This window comes from Alkalicoccus urumqiensis (assembly GCF_002993335.1).
Classification (GTDB): domain Bacteria; phylum Bacillota; class Bacilli; order Bacillales; family Salisediminibacteriaceae; genus Alkalicoccus; species Alkalicoccus urumqiensis.
On sequence record NZ_PVNS01000007.1, the window covers coordinates 74,828 to 98,051 of the forward strand.

The window sequence follows — 23,224 nt, forward strand, 5'->3', positions numbered from 1 at the left end:
CGAACTGCAAAAATACCAATTATTTCTCTTTCTTGTACTTGCACAAAGAGGCCGCAGCGGTTCAAACACCGGCGGCCTTCTTGTGTATAGAATTATGTAGCTGCCTTTCGACGGCACAGCCGTCACGCGGGCGCTCTTATCGTACCCACCACGGAGTCTGTTCACTTCCTCACATAACCGGCCGTAGAAACGTTCCAGCGGGTACGCTCCCCCTGCACACCCGCAGCTGCAGTTTCTGCGGCTACTCTTCCTTGGAGACAAACGCCGTCAGCGCATCCATCGCTTCACTTTCGTCATTACCGTCTGCTTTAATCGTGATTTCCTTATCTGCTCCGACAGCGATGCTCATAATGCCCATAATGCTTTTTGCGTTGACGTTCTTTCCGTCCTTCTCAATAAAAATATCGGACTGAAACTTGTTTGCTTCCTGCACAAACAATGCAGCAGGCCTTGCCTGTAATCCTGAACGTCGTTTTACTGTTACGTTTTTTTCTATCATGAATAATCTCCTCCTATTAGAATGTACTGGTACTGGACGATCAAAACGCTTACAAAATAAGCAGGAATAGAAGCCGGTGGCATTTATCCACCGACTGATTCTATTATACCCGGGAATGCTCCCGGAGTTTTGCCGCAAATTCATCAATTTTGCGAAGCCGGTGATTCACTCCGGATTTGGATACCGGCCCGCTCTGCAGCATTTCACCGAGTTCTTTCAGTGTAATGTCCTGATGCTCGACGCGGAGTGCTGCAATTTCCTGCAGCTTCTCCGGCAGTGCCTCCAGCCCGACTTCATCGCGGATAAAACGGATGTTTTCCACCTGACGCATCGCAGCGCCGACGGTTTTATTCAAGTTGGCCGTCTCGCAGTTGACGAGCCGGTTCACCGAATTCCGCATATCTTTCATGATCCGCGTATCTTCAAATTTCAGCAGTGCCTGGTGGGCGCCGATGACATTTAAGAAATCGCTGATCCTCTCTCCTTCTTTCAGATAGAGGATAAATCCTTTTTTCCGCTCGATCATTTTCGACGGAATGAAGAATGTGTCGAGAAGCTTAACGAGCGAGCGTGTATGCTCTTCGTAGAGCGAAAAAATTTCAAGATGATACGATGTCGTATCCGGATGGTTGACCGACCCGCCTGCCAGAAACGCTCCGCGGAGATACGCGCGGCGGCAGCAGGTATCCTGGATCAGCTCTTCATCAATTTCTCTCGTGAAACCGAAGTTTTCGTCAACAATCTTCAAAGATTCCAGTACGTCTCTGGCTCCTCTGGACAGCCGGACGATATACACATTGTTCTTTTTCAGACGCATCTTTTTCCGGACGAGCAGCTCCACATGAAGGTCGAACTGCCGCTTCAGCAGCGTGTAGATCCGCCGGGCAATCGATGCGTTCTCTGTCTGTACGTCCAGTGCCATAGAAAGGTTCCGGAGGGAGACCGCTCCGTTCATGCGCACAAGTGCAGCGAGTTCTGCTCTGGCACAGCAGTCATCCGGCTCCAGCTGCGTCAGTTCTTTTTTCGTTTCGGAAGCAAAAGACATGAATATTCCCCCCTTTTACCTTATTTCCACAGCCTGAAACATGGTTCTCTCTCTAAAGCAGCGATACGAGTCGTCTGGATACCTTCATGGCATCATGGCGGAGTAAATTTTCCGTGATCGTAAGCAGATCCTCCGCAATCACATGAATACCCATTTTCTCCAGCCGCTCTTCGTCCACTTCCACGTAATAGGCCCCTTCTTCTTCATACTTTTCCGCAAATCCTTCTGGAATTTCCTGCGTGTTCAACAGTACGTGATCCACTACCGGTGCTCCGAGATGATCATGTATCGCCTGAATGTGGTCACCGACCGAATAGCCGTCAGTTTCTCCCGGCTGGGTCATCACATTGCATATATACAGCTTCGGCGCATTGGAAGCAAACAGCGCTTCTTTCATTCCGGGCACGAGCAGGTTCGGGATAATGCTAGTATATAAGCTTCCCGGCCCGAGTACAATCAGATCGGCCTGTTCTATGGATTGAAGCGCTTCCCCCATCGCGCGCGGATGCTCGGGCTCCAGGTGCACGCGGTGGATCTTTCCGCCTGCTTCCGGAATTTTCGATTCGCCCCGGATCACCCGCCCGTCTTCCATTTCGGCTACGAGCGTCAAGTGGCTGTTGGAGGCCGGGATTACTTTCCCCTTCACGTTCAGCACCCGGCTGATCTCCTGCACCCCCTGGGCGAAATCGCCGGTAATGCTGCTCATGCCGGCGAGCAGAAGATTGCCGAGCGAATGCCCGTGCAGCCCGCTGCCATTCGTAAACCGGTGCTGAAACAGTTCTTCGACGAGCGGTTCAACTTCAGATAAAGCGACGAGAACGTTCCGCACATCCCCGGGAGGAGGGATCTGCAGCTCTTCTCTCAGACGGCCGGAACTGCCGCCGTCATCCGCTACGGTGACGATGGCGGAGATGTCTACGGGAAACTGCTTCAGCCCCCTGAGCAGAACAGAGAGTCCGGTGCCTCCGCCAAGGACGGTAATGTTTGCCCGTTTCATCGTTCTCTGCGGCCCTTTTCTACATCACGGTGCGTGACGGAGGTATAGTAGTCCAGCTCCTGGAGACGTTTATGGAAGTATTCCGCAAGTGTCACCGAGCGGTGTTTCCCTCCCGTGCAGCCGATCGCGATAATCAGCTGGCTCTTTCCCTCGCGCTTATAGTGCGGCAGCATATACTGAAGCAGATCATCAATCTTTTCGACAAACTTCTGCGTTTCCTCCCACTTCAATACGTAGTCGGAAACCTCCTTATCCAGCCCTGTCTGCGGACGCATATGATCAATGTAGTGCGGATTCGGCAGAAAACGGACGTCAAATACGAGATCCGCGTCAATCGGCAGCCCGTGCTTAAAGCCAAATGACAGCAGGTGGACGTGAAACGAGTCCTGCTGCGTGCCGGAGAAATGCTCCAGAATTTTTTCGCGGAGCTCCAGCGGCTTCATATCGGATGTATCAATAATCAGCTGCGCCTGGCCCTTCAGTTGATCGAGCATCTCTCTCTCGGCGTGAATACCGGTCAGCGGAGCGCTCGTATCCGACAGCGGGTGGGAGCGCCGTGTCTCTTTATACCTGGAGACGAGCACTTCATCACGCGAATCCAGAAACAGCACCCTCGGCGTCACTTTCGCCTCCGCCTGAATGCTGTTGATTGCTTCAAACAGCTGGTCGAAAAATTCCCGGCCGCGAAGATCAATAACAAGCGCTGCTTTCGACATTTTCCCGCCGGAATTATCAATCAGATCGATAAATTTCGGGATCAGTGCCGGGGGCAGATTGTCGACACAGAAATAGCCCATATCTTCAAAGCTCTGCACTGCCACCGTCTTTCCTGCTCCGGACATGCCTGTAATAATGACGAGTTCAATTTCCTGCTGTTTTTCCATCTCTATCCTCTCCTGCCGTTCAGCGGATTCGCTTTCCGTTCCGTTCTACTTTTTTATGCTGCAGTTTTTTGTAGGTATCATAGGTGAACGTTCCGTAGATCATTCCGTCCTCTTCCAGAATGGTCTGAATAACAAGCCGGTCTGCTTCATCCATATCCAGCTCCGGGAGGTCTTCTATCTTCATCCAGGAAAGCTCCCCCTCTTTCGACTGCAGTTTCGCATTTCCTGTAAATGACGCTGCATGAAATAAAAACATTGTCCTTTTCTCTGTGTACGAATCACCGTCTGTTACAAGGTGCGTTAATACGCCGCGGAGCTCCGGTGCTTTGATCGTCAGTCCCGTTTCTTCATAGACTTCGCGCTCGACTGCCTCTGTCACCAGTTCCTCGGACTCCATCTTGCCTCCCGGCGGGTACCACCAGCCGCGGCGGGGCTTTTTAATCATCAGAATGCGTCCATCATACGGAATAATACAATTGGTAATCCGCTGCATGCCGTTCACCTCATCTCTGTTTCTATCAGTATACTACATCCGCGCCCGGCACAGAACCGCTGAACAAAAGCTGTGTGTATCTCCTGGCGTATTCTGGACAAAAAAAAGGCACGGACAGCGTTCGTCCGTGCAAAAGATAAAAGGGGGTCAATTACAATCCTTAGTATACCGAAAGATTATTGCACACGGGTTACAGCCTCATTAAAGGCAATTAACGATTTCCGGGCACGAAGAGGCAGTTGAATTCACAAAAGAACCAGGTAAATAGTTGTTGACCTTCTTTGACCAAAGAGGTATAATAAGGTCAAAGATAGTCAAAGTCAAACTTTGATGTTAAGGAGGAATCAGCATGAATGTATGTCAACAGTGTCACCAGCAGCCCGCTTCCATCTTCTACCGCGTTTCCATTAACGGACAGGAACAGGAAGCAAAGCTGTGCCGCTCATGTTACCAGTCACTCGTCAGCCAGCCTCAGGAGAAAACGTCTTCCGCTTCCATGACCTCTCCAATGAACAGTGCGCAGGCCCCAGCGGAAGAAAAGGAAGCATCGGTTCTGGAAACGTACGGACGGGATCTTACTGCACAGGCCGAAAAAGGTCTGATCGACCCAGTGATCGGCCGGGAAAAGGAAATGGAGCAGGTCGCAGAAGTACTGAACCGTCGGAACAAAAACAATCCCGTTCTCATTGGAGAGCCGGGTGTGGGTAAAACAGCCATTGCGGAAGGACTTGCACTGAAAATCAAAGAAGGACGTGTTCCGGAAAAACTCCGCAGCCGGCGCCTTGTGTCGCTGGATGTTGCTTCGCTTCTTTCTGGCACAAGCTACCGCGGGCAGTTTGAAGAACGCATGAAGCAGCTCGTCAGCGAGCTCGAGCAGGATCCGTCCCTCATTCTCTTCATCGACGAGATCCACCAGCTTGTCGGTGCCGGAAAAACAGAAGGCTCCACGGATGCCAGCAACATTTTAAAACCGGCACTGGCTTCCGGACAAATCCAGGTTATCGGCGCCACCACGTTTAAGGAGTACCGGACCATTGAAAAAGACGCCGCGTTGGAACGTCGTTTTGAACCGGTGACGGTCGTCGAACCGAAAGTCGAAGACATGACTGCAATTTTGCAGGGCCTTGCGCCAAAATATGAAGCGTACCACGGTGTCCATTATCCGGAGGCAGTGCTGGAAGCGTGTGCGAAACTTTCCGACCGCTACATTCAGGACCGCCGCATGCCGGATAAGGCGATTGACCTGATGGATATTGCCGGGGCGCGGCTCAATCTGCAGGAGGGCAGTGCCTCCTCGGAGGAAATCTCTTCGCGTCTAAAGGAGATTGAGAAGGAAAAGCAGCAGGCTGCGGAACAGGAAGAGTACGAAAAAGCGGCCCGTCTCCGTCAGGAAGAGCTTCAGCTGCAGGAGAAGCTCGATAACGCTTCGAATGCTGCGGCGGAAGTGACTGTAGAGGATATTCAGCACATTATTGAACAGAAAACGGGCATTCCGGTAAAGCGCCTCGAAAGTGAAGAACAGTCGAAGCTCCAGCATCTGGAAGAGCATCTCCGTTCCCGGGTCGTCGGGCAGCAGGAAGCGGTGGAAGCTGTTGCGAAGGCAGTCCGCCGCGGACGGGCCGGATTCCGCAGGGAGGGACGTCCGATCGCTTCGTTTCTCTTCCACGGCCAGACCGGTGTCGGAAAAACCGAGCTGACGCGTGCCCTTGCAGAAGAAATGTTCGGCGACCGTGAAGCCATGTTCCGCCTGGATATGAGTGAATACATGGAGAAGCACAGCGTGTCGAAGCTGATCGGCTCTCCGCCTGGATATGTCGGGCACAACGAGGCCGGCCAGCTGACCGAACAGGTACGGCGCCGCCCGTACTCCATTATTCTTCTCGATGAGATGGAAAAGGCGCATCCGGACGTGCAGCACATGTTCCTGCAGGTACTCGAAGACGGCCGCCTGACAGACAGCCATGGGCGCACCGTCCATTTTCAGGATACGATTATCGTCATGACGTCCAACGCCCGGCCGTTGGAAGCTTATTTTAAGCCGGAGTTTCTCAACCGCCTGGACCGCATCGTCGAATTTCAGGCTCTCGAGCAGTCAGAGATGGAACAGATTGTCCGCCTGATGCTTGAGGAAGTATTCGAACACAGCAGAGCACAGAATCTGGATGTGACGGTCGATGACGAAGCAGTCCGCTGGATTGCTGAGAAAGGATTCGATCCGAAATTCGGTGCCCGGCCGCTCCGCCGCACAATTCAGGAGCACGTGGAAGACAAGCTTGTCGACGAGCTTCTCGCCGACCCGGACCTCTCCCGCTGCCGGGTGACAGTTGAAGAAGACACGATCCGCATTGTGCGGGGATAATCAGCAGAAGGCTGCGGCCGGTCCACGTGACCAGCCGCAGCCGTTTTTGTGTGAAGTCCGCGGCTATGGGGGCGGAGCACAGATTGGAGCAGAGGGGGTGCCGGAAGTTCCGGCGGCCGGTGGTCCGTATAGGAAACCGCCTGTTCGATGAAGCGGTGCTTTGGAAGGCCCGGCGGGGACGCCGATGGGATCAGCGCCGTCCGAAGATCCTTTCCCAGACCGGGGCGGTCTGGGAAATAGCTGAGGCAAGCTTCCGCCGAGGTCTGGAGAAGCACCGCCATCTTTCTACCTGTTTGACAACCTTCCCGAAAGGGAGGGTTTCTTTTTTGCCCTCTATACACGTATTCTTTGACGCTTACAGCGGACCAGCACAGTCCAACTTCTCCATCCTACAGCAGCCCGGCCCGCTTCCCTCTGCTCCTGGAAGTCTACATCTTCTCCAGAAGCAGCCGGCCGGTTCTAGTGGATGGCTGCGGCGGGTTCGGCCGCGGCCGTTTCGACCAGATAGAGAAAACATCTCCTTTCTCCCAGAGAATGTATCCTGCCTGCCGCTGCGCCGTCACTATCTGCGCCGGCGGAAAGCAAAAAAGCGTGCGCCCCGGTTTCCCGGAGCGCACGCTTTTTTCTATATCTGCTTTACCGGCCGTTGTTCATCATCAGACCGATTCGGTTTTCTCTTTTTCCTCGATGGATTCCATCAGCTCTTCGATAAAGTGCTGCACTGTTTGAGCTGCGATACTGCCGTCGCCGGTTGCTGTGACGATCTGGCGGAGGGATTTGTCGCGGATGTCTCCAGCGGCATAAATGCCGGGGATCGATGTGGCCATGTTCTCATCCGTAATAACATACCCTTCCTCGTTTGTAATACCGAGGTTTTTAAACGGCGCGTTAAGCGGAAGCATGCCGATATAAATGAATGCTCCGTCTGTTTTAAACTCACGCTCGCTGCCATCGGATTTATCGACGAGTGTCACACTGCCGACCTTGCCGTTTTCTTCATTGATCTCCTTCACCGTGTGGCTCCAGATAAAATCAATTTTTTCATTGGCGAAGGCACGGTCCTGAAGAATCTTCTGCGCGCGCAGTTCATCCCGGCGGTGGACAATCGTTACTTTGCTTGCAAAGCGTGTCAGATACACCGCTTCTTCCACTGCGGAATCTCCGCCGCCGATGACGACGAGTTCTTTGTTCTTAAAGAACGCCCCGTCACAGACGGCGCAGTAGGAAACACCTTTTCCGCCGAGCTCTTCTTCGCCGGGGATACCGAGTTTTTTGTACTGGGCACCTGTCGTCAGAATCACCGCGCGGGCATGAATTTCGCCGTTTCCGAGTACGAGTGTTTTGTACTCGCCGTGGTCCACGATGTCTTTTACATCGCCGTACTTATACTGGGCGCCGAATTTTGTCGCATGTTCAAACATTTTGTTCGAAAGATCCGGTCCGAGAATGTGGTCATACCCCGGGTAGTTCTCCACGTCCTCCGTGTTTGCCATCTGTCCGCCCGGCATACCGCGCTCGAGCATCACAGTGGAAAGGTTCGCGCGGGACGTATACACAGCTGCGGTCATTCCTGCCGGTCCTGCTCCTACAATTACTACATCATGAATATTTTCTGGTGTCATTCTTGTCACTCTCCTCGTTCAAGATCGTATAACCCTATCCTAGAAGATAGAGAACGGAAAGTCCAAAGTTCTGCTCATATACCCCCGCAGGTTTAAAAAATCCACTCATCACGGTGATTCTCAAACGTTCCGCCCGAAGCTGCTTTCGTTTTTAACTCTTTTAGTTTCTGTTTTTTCTCCGTCTCCATTGCCGCAGCCTGGTTCCAGATCTTTTCGGCCTGCTGCCATTTTTCTGCATGCGCCGCTGCTGCTGCCAGCTGGTGCATGTACACCGGATCATCCATTGGCACCGACGTGCGGAGGAAATGATAGGCCTCTTCAAACGCTTCGGCAAAATAAAGCGACCGTCCGAGAACGTAGCGGTCCCATGCGGAAAATGGGCGGAGCTTTTTCAGTTCCTCGATTTCCTGTCCGCCTGCCGGGGCGCCTGCTTCATACTGATATACCGCATACAGGCAGCGCGCCCGCATATCGAGTTTATCGCGCACCATCAGCTGATGAACGATATCCTCCGCTTTTTCTTTCTCACCCTGCCGCCAGAGCGATTCTGCGAGAAGCGCATACAATTCGAACCGTTTCGGTTCCTCCGCAAGCTTTGCACGGGTCCATTTCTCTGCTTCGGAGAAAGCCCCCTCATGCATCAGCATCATACCCGGTGCAAAAAATGGAGTGGAAGGGCGGACGTCCGAATCTTCTTCGGTCATCTCCAGCATCATCTCAGCGTCTTCCGCAAATTCTCCTTCCGGATTCATTTCCAGATACGTCTGCAGGTGCTCCTCGGCCTTCTCGAGTTCTCCAAGCTGCGCCAGGTTGTGCGCAAGGAAAAAGTAGCTTTCGCTCATCAGCGGATCCAGTTCTTCCTGAATCCACCGCAGACACCGGTTCGCCTCTTCCAGCTCCCCCTGTTCGGCAAGAACAATCGCCAGCTGGCACAGAAATACCGGCTCGTCCGGATCCAGCTTCACTGCTTTTCGGATCAGCTTCGCTGCGCGGCCGGGATTTGCCCCCTGATATGCTTCGATTCCTTTTTTATAAAAATAACTTCCTTCACGCATGAACGGAACGACACGTGACTTCAACTGACTCATGAACATGAAGCCTCCATTTCTCTCTCTGCCTCAACATCTTTACGCAGTATAACACGCGTCCAGGAGACCGGCAACGGGCGCTTCCCCTCTTTTTCTTCCTTATTTTATTGTGTACCGGATCTGGTGTGCCCGGGCTCTTACAAAAGGCAGTGCTTTTCTATACCTCGCACCACGCAGAATAAATCCACTTTTCTTAAAAGAGCACCGGGCTCGGATGGAAAATAGAGGGTTACAACGTTTACACAAAGGGTATACAACGATACAGCTACATATTTTTGCGGACGACGGAGGCCGATATGCTGGATGTTCTTTTTATTGCTGCATCATTAATCTGGGTGGCGGAGTTCATCTTTTTCCGGAGCCGCGCCGGCTCGGAAGGAACGGAACGCCGCTCCTTTCCATGGATTTTTCTCGCCGTCGCTGCGGTTGTCGGCATTTCTATTCTCTCAAGGGAAAGCGGCATGATGCTGTTTCCGGTTCCGTTTCTGCCATGGGCCGGTCTGATTCTCTACATTTTCGGCATTTTCCTCCGCTACTGGGGGATCCGGGAACTCGGCAGTCAGTTTACGCGTGACGTAGAGTACACCGGTGAAGACAGACTTGTCAGCAGCGGCCCATTCCGCAGGCTCAGACACCCGCTGTATACCGGCCTTCTTTCCATCGTCGCCGGCTTCGCTCTTTTCATGAGCAGTGCAGCAGGGTTTCTGCTGACACTCGTCCTCTTTCTGCCACTGCTGTTAAACCGGATACGAAGTGAAGAACAGCTCCTCATCCGTTCCTTTGGAGAAGAATACCGGAATTGGCTGAAGCACCGCTACCGGCTGATCCCATTTATTTATTAGCGTATGTCCCCGGGTTATCCGGGTCAATTTATCTGGAGGTGCATGACCATGACACAAAAACCAACTGCGGTAGTTATCGGTGCCGGCCTCGGCGGACTTTCCTCCGCCATCAGCCTTGCCGGAGACGGATATGACGTGACGATTCTGGAAAAGAATGAAACGATCGGCGGCAAGCTCAACCAGCGCAGCGGAAAAGGATTTACGTTTGATACCGGTCCTTCGATCCTGACGATGCCATGGGTGCTTGAGCAGCTGTTTGAGCGCGTTCACCGCAACGTCCACGACTACATGGAGATCGAACGGATTGAACCGCAGTGGCGCACCTTCTTTGAAGACGGTACGAAAATGGATGTCACCTCCGACCTGCCTTCCATGCTTCAGGAAATGCGCAAAGTGGAGAATAATCCGGGCTCTTCCCTGACACAGTTTCTTTCCTACTCCCAGGATATGTATGACATCTGCATGAAAAGCTTCTACAAAACGTCCATCAGCGGGCTGAAGGATCTGCGGAAAGAGCATACCTTGAAGGAACTGCTTTCGATGGATCCGTTCCACACCGTGGCGGACGGCACGAAAAAGTATTTTGACAACAAGCACCTGGAACAGTTGTTTAACTTCTTTGTCATGTATGTCGGTTCCAACCCATACCAGGCTCCGGCGATTCTGAACCAGCTCGTCTACGTCCAGCTCGGTCTTGGCATCCACTACGTCAAAGGCGGAATGTACAACATCGCCCGCGGCATGAAGACGCTCCTCGATGAGCTGCGCGTCGATATCCACACAGCGACACCGGTTTCCCACATTTACCTGGAAGGGGAAACCGCGTCCGGTGTCGTCACACAGGACGGCAAGCTGCACAAAGCAGATGTGGTCGTCTCCAACCTGGAAGTCATTCCGGCATACAACACACTTCTGCCGGACACTGCTCCGGTTAAAAAAGAAGTAAAGTCACTCTCGAAGACGTATCAGCCGACTGTTTCCGGTCTCGTGCTGCTTCTCGGAACCGACCGCGAGTTTCCACAGCTGAAGCATCACAATTTCTTCTTCTCGGAAGATCCAAAGAAAGAATTTAAACAGATTTATCAAAAAGGAGTGCCGGCAGATGATCCGACGATTTATATTGGGGTATCTTCTAAAACCGATCCTTCGCAGGCTCCGGCAGGGAAGGAAAACCTCTTCGTTCTCACCCACGTCCCGCCGAAAACAGCGCTGAAGAAAAAAGCGGACTGGGACAAATACCGGGACACGGTGATTGATAAACTGGAGCGCATGGGACTGACCGGCCTGCGGGATTCTATTGAGTTTGAATATGAATTCAATCCGGATACCCTTGAAGAGCTTTACGGCGCCAACGGCGGTTCTATCTACGGGATTGCTGCAGATAAAAACACCAACGGCGGCTTCAAAATTCCAGCGAAAAGCCAGCTGTACAACAACCTGTACTTTGCCGGCGGCTCCACCCACCCGGGCGGCGGCGTTCCGATGGTTACACTTTCCGGCCAGCTGACAGCCGATTTGATTCTGGAAGACCAGAAAGCACTCAACAAAACGAAATAACGACGCATACGCAAAACCCCGCCGGAAATCACGGGACCACTGAAAATCTCACGATTTTAATTGAATGAAAGTAAACTCACAGAAAAAAGACGACCAGATCCAATTTTTTGGATCTGGTCGTCTTTTTTTCATGGAATTCTTTTGACCATTTTCATGCTTTTTATCCCAGGCTCAATCAGACGTAACGAAAGACGGGGACGCCTGCGGGAAAAGCATGAGGTGAAGACCCCGCAGAACATCCAAAGGATGTTCGAGGAGGCTGAGGCCATGCCCGCGGCAAGCTTCCGTCTGTAGTGCAGTCTGATTTCACTAATTGAAAAAGTTAAAGTTTCTTTTCGTATATCAAATTGTGTAATAAAAAAGAAACTCTCCATGTAGAGAGTTTCTTTAATAGAGACTTTTTCAGTGTCCGCTGCTGTGCAGTCAGACGTTTTTCTTTCCGCTGTGGCGGTCTTTGAGCCGATCAAGCACATCATCGAGCGGCAGCTCCTGCTCGCGGAGAAGAACGAGCCAGTGGTAGAGAAGGTCGGCGCTCTCCCACGTCAGTTCCTGCCTGTCGCGGTTTTTCGCCGCGATAATCACTTCGGAAGCTTCTTCGCCGACTTTTTTCAAAATCTTGTCGACGCCTTCCTCAAACAGGTACGTCGTATACGACCCTTCCGGACGCTCCTGTTCCCGCTTCTCCAGAAGCGTCTCCAGCTCTTCAATGATCGCAAACCGTCCTGTACTCTCCGCTTCCTCCTCTTTCTTGACGAGGGTATCCGAGAAACAGGAGCGCGCACCGGTATGGCAGGCCGGTCCATTCGGCTCAACCAGCACGACGAGGGCATCCTGATCGCAGTCAAGGCGGATTTCCGTCACTTTCTGCGTGTTGCCGGATGTCGCCCCTTTATGCCAGAGCTCATCACGTGAGCGGCTGTAAAACCACGTCTCTCCGCTCTCTTCTGTTTTCTGAAGCGACGTTTCGTTCATGTAGGCGAGTGTCAGCACTTCGCGTGTATGAGCGTCCTGAACCACTGCCGGAATCAATCCATTCTCATCCCAGTTCAGACGGGCTGTATCCATCATCGTACTTCCACTCCTTTTTCCCGTAAGTAGGCCTTCACCTGTGCCACCGACGTTTCTTTGTAATGAAAAATCGAAGCAGCAAGGGCGGCATCCGCCTCTGCTTCTGTAAACACCGTCTCAAAGTGTTCTCTGCTGCCGGCACCGCCGGAGGCGATAACTGGAACGGTCACGGCTTCACCAACGGTTTTTGTCAGCGCTTCGTCAAAGCCGGTTTTCGCCCCGTCCTGATCCATGCTTGTCAGAAGAATTTCTCCACTTCCCTGACGGACGGCTTCTTTCGCCCAGTCGGTCACTTCCCAGTCTGTCGGACGGCGGCCGCCGTGGGTGTATACCCTCCAGGAGCGGAGTTCGCTGTCCCACTTCGCGTCAATGGCGGTCACGATGCACTGTGTACCGAAGAAGTCCGCCCCTTCACGGATGAGCTCCGGCCGGTTGACCGCCGCTGTGTTAACCGATACTTTATCTGCTCCCGCGCGCAGAATCCGCTTCATGTCCTCCAGCGTATTAATCCCGCCGCCGACTGTAAAAGGAATCGCCAGTTTGCCCGCAACTTCCTCCACGACGTCGACCATCGTTTCCCGGCCTTCGTGGCTTGCGGAAATATCCAGGAACACGAGTTCATCGGCGCCCTGTTCATCATAGAATGCAGCGAGTTCCACCGGATCGCCGGCGTCTCTCAGGTCAACAAACTGCACCCCTTTGACGACACGCCCTTCTTTGACATCGAGGCACGGGATAATTCGTTTCGTCAGCATTCAGCGCTCCACCTCCCGGACAGCCGTCTTTAAATCAATGGCATCGGTGTAAAGCGCTTTGCCGATAATCGCGCCGGAAATACCGCTTCCCGCGTAGCCGGCAAGCTCCTCGAGATCCTGCATGCTGCTGACGCCGCCGGAGGCAATCACCTGCTTATCCGTCGCACGCCCGAGCGAGGCGATCGCTTCCACATTCGGTCCGCTCATCATGCCGTCTCTCGAAATATCCGTCATAATAAACGTTTCCGCTCCGGCTTCCGCCAGTTCTTGTCCGAGCGTTTCCGCTTTGACTTCCGACGTCTCGAGCCAGCCATGTGTCGCGACGTACCCGTCCCGGGCATCAATGCCGATGGCGATCCGTCCCCCGCCGAATTCCTGCAGCATCCGCCGCACAAAGTCGGGGTCTGAAATCGCGGCACTACCGAGAATCACACGGCTCACACCGGCTTCCAGATACATCCGTACGTCCGCTTCCGTGCGGATCCCGCCGCCGACCTGCACCGAAGCAGACAGCGCGGCTGCCTTGATGACTTCCTCCTGGTTTACCGGACGCCCTTCTTTCGCGCCATCCAGATCCACCATGTGAATCCAGGAAGCCCCTTCTTCTACAAACCGGGATGCCATCCCCGACGGAGAATCACCGTACACCGTTTCCTTCTCGTAATCCCCCTGCAGCAGACGGACACACTTTCCGCCGCGGATATCAATCGCTGGATAGATCGTAAACTTACTCATGAGCGGCTCCTTCCTTCACGCCTGTGAAATTTTTCAGCATACGCATGCCGACGTGGCTGCTTTTTTCCGGGTGGAACTGCGTCCCCCACGTATTTCCCTGTCCGACGACTGCCGCGACCGATTCGCCTGCATAGTCACAGGAAGCAGCGAGAATCGACGCCTCCGCCCGCACAAAATAAGAATGCACAAAGTACACGTGCCCTTCTTCCACATCCCGCAGCAGCGGATGCTCCGGCTGATGAAACACAAGCCGGTTCCAGCCCATATGCGGCACCTTCGCCTTCCCCTCAGGAAAACGAACGACATGACCCGGAAGCAGTCCGAGCCCCTTCGTACTGCCGAACTCTTCACTCTCCGAGAAAAGAAGCTGCATGCCGAGACAGATGCCGAGAAGCGGCTTTCCGTCCCTGCTCCACTCCTTTATAAACGTATCGAGCCCGCGCTTCTCAAGCTCCGCCATTCCATCCTTAAACGCCCCGACCCCCGGAAGAATCAGACGGTCCGCCTTTGCCAGTTCCTCGGGCTTCTCAGATAAAAACGGCGTATGACCCAGACGTTCCAGCGCTTTGGTGACGCTGTGCAGATTGCCCATTCCGTAATCAATAATCCCGATCATCAGAGACTTCCTTTCGTCGACGGAACACCCTGGACACGGGGATCCACCTGGACCGCTTCATCAATCGCTCTCGCTGCCGCTTTGAACACCGCTTCGATAATGTGGTGGGCGTTCCGGCCGTAGTGGACGTTCACGTGAAGATTCATACGGGCTTCCATCGCAAATTTTTCGAGAAACTCTTCGACAAGCTCGGTATCAAACGTTCCCTGCTTCCGGTGGGGAATGTCCCCGCGCAGTTCAAAGTGCGGACGATTGCTTAAATCGACGACGACGTGCGCCAGTGCATCATCCATCGGTACAAAGCAGGACCCGTAGCGGCGGATGCCTTTTTTATCCCCGAGGGCTTCGCGGAGTGCGCCGCCGAGAACAATTCCGATATCTTCGGTCGTGTGATGGTCGTCAATGTCTGTATCTCCCCGTGCGGTCAGTTCCATATCGAACAGACCGTGGCGTGTAAACAAGTCCATCATATGCGACATAAACGGCACATCGGTATCAATCGCCGCTTTCCCGCTTCCGTCCACGTTCAGGGACAGCTGGATCTGCGTTTCTTTTGTCTCCCGGTTCACTGAGGCTGTACGTGTCATGATAGATCTCCCTTCCCGCCGCGTATCTCTACGGCGCGTGCATGTGCTTCCAGATTCTCGAGCCGTGCAAAGGCAGCGATCGTCTCCCCGTGGTCGGCCAGCGCCTCCCGGCTGTAGGAGATGATGCTCGATTTCTTTGTAAAGTCCTCCACGAGAAGCGGCGAGGAAAACCGGGCTGTTCCGTTTGTCGGCAGGACGTGGTTCGGACCTGCAAAGTAATCCCCGACCGGCTCCGAGCTTGCCTCTCCGAGGAAAATGGCGCCTGCATGACGGATTTTCGGCAGAATTTCCCACGGTGCTGCTGTATGGATTTCCAGGTGCTCCGCAGCCAGCTCGTTCACTGCAGCAACGGCTTCCTCCATCGTATCTGCGGTATAGACGCAGCTGAACTCGTCGATGGCTTTTTCGGCGATCTCTTTTTTCGGCAGCGACTGCAGCTGCCGTTCTACTTCACGTACCGTTTCTTCCGCAAGTCTTGTATCCGTCGTCACGAGTACAGCGGACGACATTGGATCGTGCTCGGCCTGACTGAGCATGTCCGCTGCAATATAATCCGCGCGCCCAGTTTCATCTGCCAGGACGACGACTTCGCTTGGTCCCGCGATCATATCAATATCGACCGTGCCATACACCTGCTGCTTGGCGAGTGCGACGAAAATGTTGCCGGGCCCCGTAATTTTATCGACCGGCGCGATCGTTTCCGTTCCGTAGGCAAGTGCTGCCACCGCGTGCGCGCCGCCGACTTTGTAAATTTCCTCGACGCCGAGCTCGACAGCGCAGGCGAGCACGATCGGTTCGAGCTTTCCGTTTTTCTGCGGCGGTGAGACCATAACAATCCGCTCCACGCCGGCTGTCTGAGCCGGGATCACGTTCATCATGATCGACGACGGGTACGCTGCGCGGCCGCCGGGTACGTAAACCCCGGCTGCGTCCAGCGGCGTCACTTTCTGGCCGAGAATCGAGCCGTCCGGCTTCGTCGTAATCCACGTTTCCTCCCGCTGGCGCGCATGAAAATCACGGATATTGGCAATGGCTTCGCGGAGAATGTCGCGCTCGACCGCGCTGACTGCCTCCACCGCCTCCTGCTTTTCTGATTCACTGACGCGGAAATCTTCCAGCGTCACGCCGTCAAACTGCTGTGTGAACTGGTGAAGGGCCTTGTCGCCCTGCGTCCGCACCTGCTCTAAAATATCGGTCACCGCCTGCCGCTGGGTTCCCGTTCCCTGGTCCACCGAGCGGCGGAGCGACGGCTTTTCGGTTAAAGGGATGATTTTCATGAAGGCTCTCCTCCCTGGGACACGACCTCTGCAAGGCGGTCCACCATTTCATCAATCTGCTTCGCTTTCGTCCGGTAGCTTACCGGATTGACGATAAAACGGGAGGTGATGGGAATCATCGTTTCGATCTCCACCAGGCCGTTTTCCTTCAGTGTCTGTCCGGTCGAGACGATATCCACGATCCGGTCGGCGAGTCCGACGATCGGGGCGAGTTCAATGGAACCATTCAGTTTGATAATTTCGACCTGCTCGCCCTGCTCCCGGAAGTAATCGGAGGTGAGCTTCGGGTATTTGGAGGCGATTTTCGGATTTACGTCCTTCTGCGGCGTGTAGTCCGCCAGAGCGGCTACGGCCATGTAGCAGGAGCTGATTTTCAGATCGAGCACTTCGTAGACGTCACGCTCTTCTTCGATCATGACGTCCTTCCCGGCAACACCGACGTCAGCGACACCATGTTCCACGTAGGTCGGCACGTCCATCGGCTTCGCGAGAATAAAGCGCATCCCTGACTGCGGCACTTCAATAATCAGCTTCCGCGAGTCATCAAATTCCGGGGGCAGGTCGTACCCTGCCTGGCGGAGCAGCTCCACCGCTTCTTCAAATATACGGCCTTTCGGCATAGCTACCGTAAGCATGATCAGCGTCCTCCCTTTCCATCCGCACCGATAAAGTAAATCACGTCGTTAAACTGAGCGGTAAATGCATCGACATCAGAAATGCCGGTAATATCCTGCATCACAACAGCGTGACCGCTGCTGCGTTTGTCAGCCGCTTCCTTGAGTGCCCCGCGGCGGCGTTCGCTGCTGAAGATAACAGCCGTATCTTTTACGGGCCGTTTTTTTACTTTCCCAAGCGCTTCAGTGAGACGGTCGACGCGGAGGCCGAATCCGGTTGCCGGCTCCGCATCATGGAACCGTTCCAGAAGCTGGTCGTATCGGCCACCGCCGCCGAGCGGGTAGCCGAGTCCGTTGCTGTATGCTTCAAATACGGTTCCGGTGTAGTAGCTCATGTGCATCACCAGATTCAGATCGACCATGACCTGTTCTGCAAGACCATCTTCCTCCAGCACGCGCATCAGGCTTCTCAGCTGCGAAAGCGCCTCTTTTCCTGCCTGGGATTCTGTCAGCTTCTCCGCTTCATCCAGGATGGACGTATCCCCTTTCAGACGGAGCAGCTGGTGCAGCCGGCGTTTATCGAGGGACGACAGCGGCAGCTGATCCACGGCGTGACGGAAACCGACGTAATTTTTTTCGTACAGATACCGACGGAACTCGCTGGCACGTGCCTCGGTTCCGAGAATTTCCTCGAGGAGCGCATTGACGAAACCGACGTGGCCGACAGCAATCTGATACGAAGAAATACCCGCTCGTGTTAAGGAGGCTGCCATCAGTGTGACGACTTCTGCATCTGCACTCGACGACGTATCCCCGATTAGTTCCACGCCGATCTGTTCGAATTCTGCGGGACGGCCGCCTTCGTACTGCTGTGCCCGGAAAACCGGTGCATCGTACGTTAAACGGAGCGGTCGTTCCGCTTCTTTCATCGTAGACGCCGCAATTCGTGCAATCGGAGCGGTCATATCCGGACGCAGAACAAGCGTGTTGCCCTGCTGATCAAGCAGTTTAAACAGCTGCTGGTCCAGGATGGCCGATGCAGCACCTACCGTCTCATTAAATTCCACCGTCGGCGTTTCCACGGCTTCGTATCCCCACTGCTGTACTTCCTTGGAAACGGCCTGTTTTACTTCTGCTTTCAGCTGATACAGCTCCGGCAGTGTATCCCGCATGCCCTGCGGTTTTTCGAACATGAACAATTTAGTCATCCTTCTGCCACCCTTTCTGAATCGATCCGGACTTTTCACTTTAGTCTGCTAACGTAATAGAGCAATAAAGTTTCTAACGCTTAGTTTATCGCGGTACCCCGTCTTCGTCAACCGGAAATGCTTCCGGCGTCAGGCAGTCCGGAAATAAGTGCATTTGCTGCGCGGTATTCATGTTTTTCTGTAAAAAACGCCCCGGGCCGTGATCGGCCGGAGGCGTTTTATTCACGCTCTTCTGCAGGCGGTGTGCCGGGAGCAGTGCCTTCCGGTTCACGGAGAACCTGCATCGGATTGCCGCCGACAAAGGCGCCTGCCGGAACGTTTTTATGAACGAGCGTCGCCGCGGAGACGATGGCTCCGTCACCGATCGTCACCCCGGGAAGAATCGTCGTATTGGCGCCGATCATCACGTTATCGCCGATGCGGACGTCGCCCAGGCGGTATTCATCAATTAAGTATTCGTGTGCAAGGATCGTTGTGTTGTAGCCGATCACCGTATTTTTTCCGATGGAAATCCGTTCGGGATACATAACGTCGAGCATGACCATGAGTGCCACAGCTGCCTGATCCCCGACGTCCATACGGAGAAACGTCCGGTACAGCCGGTTTTTCAAGGATAAAAACGGCGTATAGCGCGCCGTCTGAATGACGATAAAGTTTTTCACAACTTTGAAAAACGGGACGGTTTTGTACACCTGCCAGAGCGAGTTAGCTGTTTTCACGGGATAGCGCTCGGTCTGCCGCTTCATTGCCGCGCCTCCTGTTCCCTGAGAACCCACGGAACGAGTTCCGGCATCGCATCGAGCATGATATCCGGTTCAAACGATGCCAGGTGCGCTTTTCCTTTAATACTCCATCCGCAGGCCGCAGCCGCGGTCCCTGCCCGCCTGCCGCCGAGAATGTCGTGCTCGCTGTCGCCGACCATTACCGCTTCCCCCGGCGTACGGCCGAGCTGGCGGAGCGCCAGGTGGAGCGGTTCGGGATGCGGCTTTGCATGCGTAACATCATCGAGAGAAACGACCGTATCCACATAGGAAGAGAGCTGCATGAAAGACAGCCCGCGGAGTGCTGTTTCCCGGCGCTTCGTTGTCACCACCCCAATTTTAAGGCCGGCCTCCCTGAGCTGCTGCAGCGTCTCTTCTACACCGGGATAGCCTGTGACCATGTCATCGTGGTGACGGAGGTTGAATGTCCGGTACACCCGGATCATTTCCTCCTCCCGCCCCGGAAGCAGGCGCGAGCATGTCTCGTAAAGCGGCGGACCGATGAAGGAGGGAAGATCGCTCTCCGTGTATTCACCGGGAAAAAAGTGATCGAGCGTATGTTGAAAAGAAGCCGTGATCAGACCGATCGTATCGATCAGCGTGCCATCCAGATCAAATAAAACAGTCGTAATGCGGTTGTTCATAGGCAGACGTTCCTTTCTTACCGGTCAGAGGATGCTGCCGGCAGTTCTTCTTCCTGAGACTCTTTTTTCTCCAGGCGGTTCCAGATAAAGGCTACAGCCATCGTAAGAAGGACAGCAGTCACCAGCCGGACCGCAAGCAGCGGCCACAGCGGAATGCCGAGCGGGGCGAAAATGAGCGTATCCTCTACAACGGCATGACAGGCGACGAGAAAAATAAACACGAGGTATAAATCTTTTTTGGACACCCCGTCTTCACGCGCCGCCTGAATCATGACACCTGCTCCGTAGGCAAGACCGAACAAAAGACCTGCAGCAAGCGTCGTCGATGTATTCTCCCGGACACCAAGCACTTTCGTAAACGGCGCAGCAGCTCTTGAGAAAACCGGAAGCCAGTTCAAATCTTTCATAATCTGCACGAACAGCATGATCGGGATGACGATCGCTGCCAGCTGCAGAATGCCGATAACCGCGCTCTGCGTTCCATAAAGAAGAAGCGACGTCCACCCTTCCACCTGTTCTTCTCCGGATGGGACGAAGCCGTAGCTTGCCCGTTCACTCCCTCCCTGCCAGAGAAGATGAATCAGCCAGGCGGATACAACAGCGAGACCGATGCGGACGACGAGGACGACGGAAATGCGGAGGCCGACCTGCTTTGCCACCGCCGACTCCACAAACAAATTGTGGGAAAACGACAGCATCACCGCGAGAATAAACACTTCCTTTACCGCGAGATCCATCGTCAGCATCGCGCCGATTGCGGCATAAAGGTTAAGGACATTTCCCAACACGAGCGGCACCGCTGCCTCTCCGGGAAGGCCGATCAGCCCCATCAGCGGGCTCATCATCCGGACGAGAAAATCCATCGCGGCCGTCTGGGAAAGCATCGTGACGATCAGCGTAATCGGAAAAATAATGCGGCCCAGCTTCCACGTTACTTCCAGACCGGACAAAAGCCCTTTTTTGATTGTGTTCACTGTGCCGCACCTCCTTTACTCTGTGTCCAGGTACCGTTTATCCGCAAGACCTGCTTTTCTCCGGTACCTGATCAGCAGCAGTCCGCCGACAATCAGGATGACCGAAAGCACCTGCGCTGTGCGGAGAAAACCGAACAGAAGCAGATAGTCCGTGCGGATACCTTCAATGACGAGGCGGCCAATGGAATAATAGATGACGTACGTAATAAACATTTCGCCGCGCCGCAGGTTCACCCGCCGCAGATAGATAAGCAGTGCCACCCCGGCAAAGCTCCAGAGCGACTCGTATAAAAACGTCGGATGGTAATAAGCGCCGTCGATAAACATCTGATTGATGATAAATTCCGGCAGAAACAGACTCTCCAGAAAGCTGCGGGATACTTCGCCGCCGTAAACTTCCTGGTTCATAAAGTTGCCCCAGCGGCCGATTGCCTGCCCGAGCAGGATACCCGGCGCTGTAATATCGGCCGTTTTCCAAAAAGAAACGCCTTTGACACGGCAGAAAATCCAGGCCGTAATAACTGCTGCAATCAGCGCTCCGTGGATGGCAATGCCGCCCTCCCAGATGTAGAACACGCTGATTGGATTGTCCGCAAACTGCCACGGACGGAAAATGACATAGTAGATCCGGGCTCCGATAATCGCAGCCGGAATGGCAAACAGCAGCAGATCGGCGATAAAATCATCCGGTAAGCCGCGTCGTTTTGCCTCCCGGTTGACGAGCAGGTACCCGAGAAAGGCGCCGAGCCCAATTAAAATTCCATACCAGTAGACGGTCAGCGGCCCGAGCTCCAGTGCTACCGGGTCGAGCGGCTGAATGGTTGATGCCAGCAAAAGTCAACACTCCTCCAAAATATCAATCGTGGTCGTGATCGCTTTCTTCAATCACGGAAGTCAGCCGTTCGGAAAACTGCTCCGCTGCGTTAATGCCCATCCGCTTCAGGCGGAAGTTCATGGCGGCGACTTCGATAATAACTGCCAGGTTCCGCCCCGGACGGACCGGTACGGTGATTTTCGGCAGATCGGTGTCAAATATCTGCACCGCGTCTTCGTCCAGACCGAGCCGGTCGTACTGCTTCTTCTGATCCCATGCTTCGAGATCAATCGCAAGACCGATCCGTTTTTCGTTCCGGACAGATCCTGCGCCGAACAGTGTCATGACGTTAATAATACCGAGTCCGCGTATTTCCAGCAGGTGACGGATAAGCTCCGGTGCCCGGCCGACAAGCACGCCGTCCTGTTCCTGGCGGATCTCCACGGAATCATCAGCAACGAGACGGTGTCCGCGTCGGACGAGGTCCAGCGCGGTTTCACTTTTACCGACGCCGCTCGATCCGGTAATCATCACACCGATGCCGTAAATATCGATCAGCACGCCGTGAAGGGCTGTCATCGGCGCCAGACGGCTCTCTAAAAACATCATCAGCTTACTACTGAGACGGGTCGTGGAAATGCTCGTCGACAAAATCGGAACGCCGACTTCATCCGCTGCCCGCTTTAATTCATCCGGCGCTTCCATGCCGCGGGAGAGGATGATGGCCGGCGTATCATATGTACAAAGCCGGACCATGCGCTCCTGCTGCTCTTCAGGGCTGAGCTGGGCATAAAAAGACATTTCGGTCTTCCCGAGAAGCTGAATCCGCTTGGCCGGATAATACGTAAAGTAGCCGGCCATCTCCATTCCCGGCCGGGAAATATCCGCTGTCGTAATCGGACGGTACGTCACCGCCTCCTCGTCGTTTAACAAACTCAAATCAAATTCTTCCATTAACTCTTTGGCGGTAACCGTCGCCATAGCCAACACGTCCTTTCCAGCAAACTGCTGTCTTTCATTCTAGCATAATCCACCCCGCTCCACATGAAAACAATCTGTGGAAAATTTCAACGGGATAAGAACGTTTTGGCGGAGCTGTGATGCGTTCTACAGGAAGTGTACAGCTGAACACCCGGTGCGCAACGAGCCGGAAGACAGAGAAAGCCCCTGCAGAATGCGCGGTTCCGCAGGGGCTTCGTTCCGTATCCAGTTACGATTTTTTCGTCAGTGGATCGACGATAAAGTTCGAGATGATGGCGTTCAGTGCGGCGAAAATGACAGCCGCCAGAATCGCCCAGCCGAAGCCGTCGATCGTAAAGGCATCTCCCATGAGCCACGCGGTTAATAAAAGCGTAACCGCATTAATGACAAACAGGAAGAGACCGAGTGACAGAATCGTCGCCGGAAGCGTCAGAACGACGAGAATCGGTTTAACGATCGTGTTTACGACAGCGAGAATGAGGCTGGCGAGCAGCGCCATGCCAAAACCGCTCAGCTCAACGGCAGCGAAAAGGTTCGCGATAATTAAAAGGACGACCGCGTTAACGATCAGCTGAATGAGCCATCTCATGTGTTCTCCACATCCGTATCATTCGGCATAACGAATACGGCTATAATATAGGCCGCAATGACTGCCAGAGAAAATGGGAAAGCGAGGACCACAACGATGATACGGACGAGCGTCGGATCGATATCAAAGTAGCTGCCGAGACCGGCGCATACGCCGGAAATCTTGCGGTCTGTCGTGGATCTGGTTAATTGTTTCTTCATCACACTTCACTCCTG

25 protein-coding genes are annotated in these 23,224 nt (G+C 54.0%); 3 read left to right on the top strand and 22 right to left on the bottom strand.

Annotated features, from left to right (window positions below):
* Positions 1-241 precede the first annotated feature (241 nt).
* The 5 genes from C6I21_RS08590 to C6I21_RS08610 form a co-directional block, all read right to left on the bottom strand.
* Positions 242-499: an HPr family phosphocarrier protein gene (locus C6I21_RS08590; protein ID WP_105959048.1), complete on the bottom strand. Its 258-nt coding sequence runs from the start codon at positions 497-499 to the stop codon at positions 242-244.
* Between the two features lie 103 nt (positions 500-602).
* The gene (whiA, locus tag C6I21_RS08595) at positions 603-1,544 is read right to left on the bottom strand and encodes a DNA-binding protein WhiA (protein WP_105959049.1); all 942 of its coding nucleotides are present in this window, start codon (positions 1,542-1,544) and stop codon (positions 603-605) included.
* Between the two features lie 52 nt (positions 1,545-1,596).
* Positions 1,597-2,541, bottom strand: coding sequence for a gluconeogenesis factor YvcK family protein (locus C6I21_RS08600; protein WP_105959050.1), 945 nt, complete (start codon positions 2,539-2,541; stop codon positions 1,597-1,599).
* Positions 2,538-3,425: an RNase adapter RapZ gene (gene rapZ, locus C6I21_RS08605; protein WP_105959051.1), complete on the bottom strand. Its 888-nt coding sequence runs from the start codon at positions 3,423-3,425 to the stop codon at positions 2,538-2,540. The genes C6I21_RS08600 and rapZ overlap by 4 nt, the downstream gene beginning before the upstream one ends.
* Positions 3,426-3,444: 19 nt before the next feature.
* Complete coding sequence (locus tag C6I21_RS08610; RefSeq protein WP_105959052.1) at positions 3,445-3,918, bottom strand: NUDIX hydrolase; 474 nt, start codon at positions 3,916-3,918, stop codon at positions 3,445-3,447.
* Positions 3,919-4,267: 349 nt separating this feature from the next.
* Between C6I21_RS08610 and C6I21_RS08615 the strand changes: the two genes are divergently transcribed.
* On the top strand, positions 4,268-6,277 hold the full coding sequence (locus C6I21_RS08615; RefSeq protein ID WP_105959053.1) for an ATP-dependent Clp protease ATP-binding subunit: 2,010 nt from the start codon (positions 4,268-4,270) through the stop codon (positions 6,275-6,277).
* Between the two features lie 656 nt (positions 6,278-6,933).
* On the opposite strand, the gene trxB is transcribed toward C6I21_RS08615, so the two are convergent.
* On the bottom strand, positions 6,934-7,899 hold the full coding sequence (gene trxB / locus C6I21_RS08625; protein WP_105959055.1) for a thioredoxin-disulfide reductase: 966 nt from the start codon (positions 7,897-7,899) through the stop codon (positions 6,934-6,936).
* 92 nt (positions 7,900-7,991) lie between these two features.
* Positions 7,992-8,987: a tetratricopeptide repeat protein gene (locus C6I21_RS08630; protein ID WP_181186188.1), complete on the bottom strand. Its 996-nt coding sequence runs from the start codon at positions 8,985-8,987 to the stop codon at positions 7,992-7,994.
* Between the two features lie 296 nt (positions 8,988-9,283).
* Here C6I21_RS08630 and C6I21_RS08635 point away from each other — a divergent pair, with 296 nt between their 5' ends.
* Positions 9,284-9,829 carry a methyltransferase family protein gene (locus C6I21_RS08635; RefSeq protein WP_105959057.1) on the top strand — a complete coding sequence of 182 codons (546 nt, stop codon included), beginning with the start codon at positions 9,284-9,286 and terminating at the stop codon, positions 9,827-9,829.
* 48 nt (positions 9,830-9,877) lie between these two features.
* A complete protein-coding gene (locus C6I21_RS08640; protein WP_105959058.1) occupies positions 9,878-11,386 on the top strand; it encodes a phytoene desaturase family protein in 1,509 nt (502 codons plus the stop codon).
* A 423-nt stretch (positions 11,387-11,809) separates the two neighbouring features.
* On the opposite strand, the gene hisIE is transcribed toward C6I21_RS08640, so the two are convergent.
* From hisIE to C6I21_RS08715, 15 genes are all read right to left on the bottom strand, one after another.
* Positions 11,810-12,454 (bottom strand): bifunctional phosphoribosyl-AMP cyclohydrolase/phosphoribosyl-ATP diphosphatase HisIE, encoded by a 645-nt coding sequence (hisIE, locus tag C6I21_RS08645; protein WP_425352492.1) that lies wholly within the window; start codon positions 12,452-12,454, stop codon positions 11,810-11,812.
* Positions 12,451-13,209 carry an imidazole glycerol phosphate synthase subunit HisF gene (hisF, locus tag C6I21_RS08650; protein WP_105959059.1) on the bottom strand — a complete coding sequence of 253 codons (759 nt, stop codon included), beginning with the start codon at positions 13,207-13,209 and terminating at the stop codon, positions 12,451-12,453. The genes hisIE and hisF overlap by 4 nt, the downstream gene beginning before the upstream one ends.
* Complete coding sequence (gene hisA / locus C6I21_RS08655; RefSeq protein WP_105959060.1) at positions 13,210-13,944, bottom strand: 1-(5-phosphoribosyl)-5-[(5-phosphoribosylamino)methylideneamino]imidazole-4-carboxamide isomerase; 735 nt, start codon at positions 13,942-13,944, stop codon at positions 13,210-13,212.
* Complete coding sequence (hisH, locus tag C6I21_RS08660) at positions 13,937-14,560, bottom strand: imidazole glycerol phosphate synthase subunit HisH (protein ID WP_105959061.1); 624 nt, start codon at positions 14,558-14,560, stop codon at positions 13,937-13,939. Before hisH ends, hisA begins: the two co-directional genes overlap by 8 nt.
* Positions 14,560-15,147, bottom strand: a complete 588-nt coding sequence (gene hisB, locus C6I21_RS08665; RefSeq protein WP_105959062.1) for an imidazoleglycerol-phosphate dehydratase HisB — start codon at positions 15,145-15,147, stop codon at positions 14,560-14,562. The genes hisH and hisB overlap by 1 nt, the downstream gene beginning before the upstream one ends.
* Positions 15,144-16,424 carry a histidinol dehydrogenase gene (gene hisD, locus C6I21_RS08670; RefSeq protein ID WP_105959063.1) on the bottom strand — a complete coding sequence of 427 codons (1,281 nt, stop codon included), beginning with the start codon at positions 16,422-16,424 and terminating at the stop codon, positions 15,144-15,146. Before hisD ends, hisB begins: the two co-directional genes overlap by 4 nt.
* Positions 16,421-17,059: an ATP phosphoribosyltransferase gene (gene hisG, locus C6I21_RS08675; protein ID WP_105959064.1), complete on the bottom strand. Its 639-nt coding sequence runs from the start codon at positions 17,057-17,059 to the stop codon at positions 16,421-16,423. The genes hisD and hisG overlap by 4 nt, the downstream gene beginning before the upstream one ends.
* Before the next feature lie 2 nt (positions 17,060-17,061).
* Positions 17,062-18,246 carry an ATP phosphoribosyltransferase regulatory subunit gene (locus C6I21_RS08680; protein ID WP_105959065.1) on the bottom strand — a complete coding sequence of 395 codons (1,185 nt, stop codon included), beginning with the start codon at positions 18,244-18,246 and terminating at the stop codon, positions 17,062-17,064.
* A 218-nt stretch (positions 18,247-18,464) separates the two neighbouring features.
* Positions 18,465-18,992 carry an acyltransferase gene (locus tag C6I21_RS08685; protein ID WP_105959066.1) on the bottom strand — a complete coding sequence of 176 codons (528 nt, stop codon included), beginning with the start codon at positions 18,990-18,992 and terminating at the stop codon, positions 18,465-18,467.
* Positions 18,989-19,651 (bottom strand): pyrophosphatase PpaX, encoded by a 663-nt coding sequence (gene ppaX, locus C6I21_RS08690; RefSeq protein ID WP_105959067.1) that lies wholly within the window; start codon positions 19,649-19,651, stop codon positions 18,989-18,991. The genes C6I21_RS08685 and ppaX overlap by 4 nt, the downstream gene beginning before the upstream one ends.
* 17 nt (positions 19,652-19,668) lie before the next feature.
* Complete coding sequence (locus tag C6I21_RS08695; RefSeq protein WP_105959068.1) at positions 19,669-20,625, bottom strand: nucleoside recognition domain-containing protein; 957 nt, start codon at positions 20,623-20,625, stop codon at positions 19,669-19,671.
* Positions 20,626-20,640: 15 nt separating this feature from the next.
* A complete protein-coding gene (gene lgt / locus C6I21_RS08700) occupies positions 20,641-21,456 on the bottom strand; it encodes a prolipoprotein diacylglyceryl transferase (RefSeq protein ID WP_105959166.1) in 816 nt (271 codons plus the stop codon).
* Positions 21,457-21,481: 25 nt separating this feature from the next.
* The gene (gene hprK, locus C6I21_RS08705; RefSeq protein ID WP_105959069.1) at positions 21,482-22,420 is read right to left on the bottom strand and encodes an HPr(Ser) kinase/phosphatase; all 939 of its coding nucleotides are present in this window, start codon (positions 22,418-22,420) and stop codon (positions 21,482-21,484) included.
* A gap of 229 nt (positions 22,421-22,649) precedes the next feature.
* Complete coding sequence (locus C6I21_RS08710) at positions 22,650-23,009, bottom strand: phage holin family protein (RefSeq protein ID WP_105959070.1); 360 nt, start codon at positions 23,007-23,009, stop codon at positions 22,650-22,652.
* The gene (locus C6I21_RS08715; protein WP_105959071.1) at positions 23,006-23,209 is read right to left on the bottom strand and encodes a PspC domain-containing protein; all 204 of its coding nucleotides are present in this window, start codon (positions 23,207-23,209) and stop codon (positions 23,006-23,008) included. The genes C6I21_RS08710 and C6I21_RS08715 overlap by 4 nt, the downstream gene beginning before the upstream one ends.
* Between the last annotated feature and the right edge of the window lie 15 nt (positions 23,210-23,224).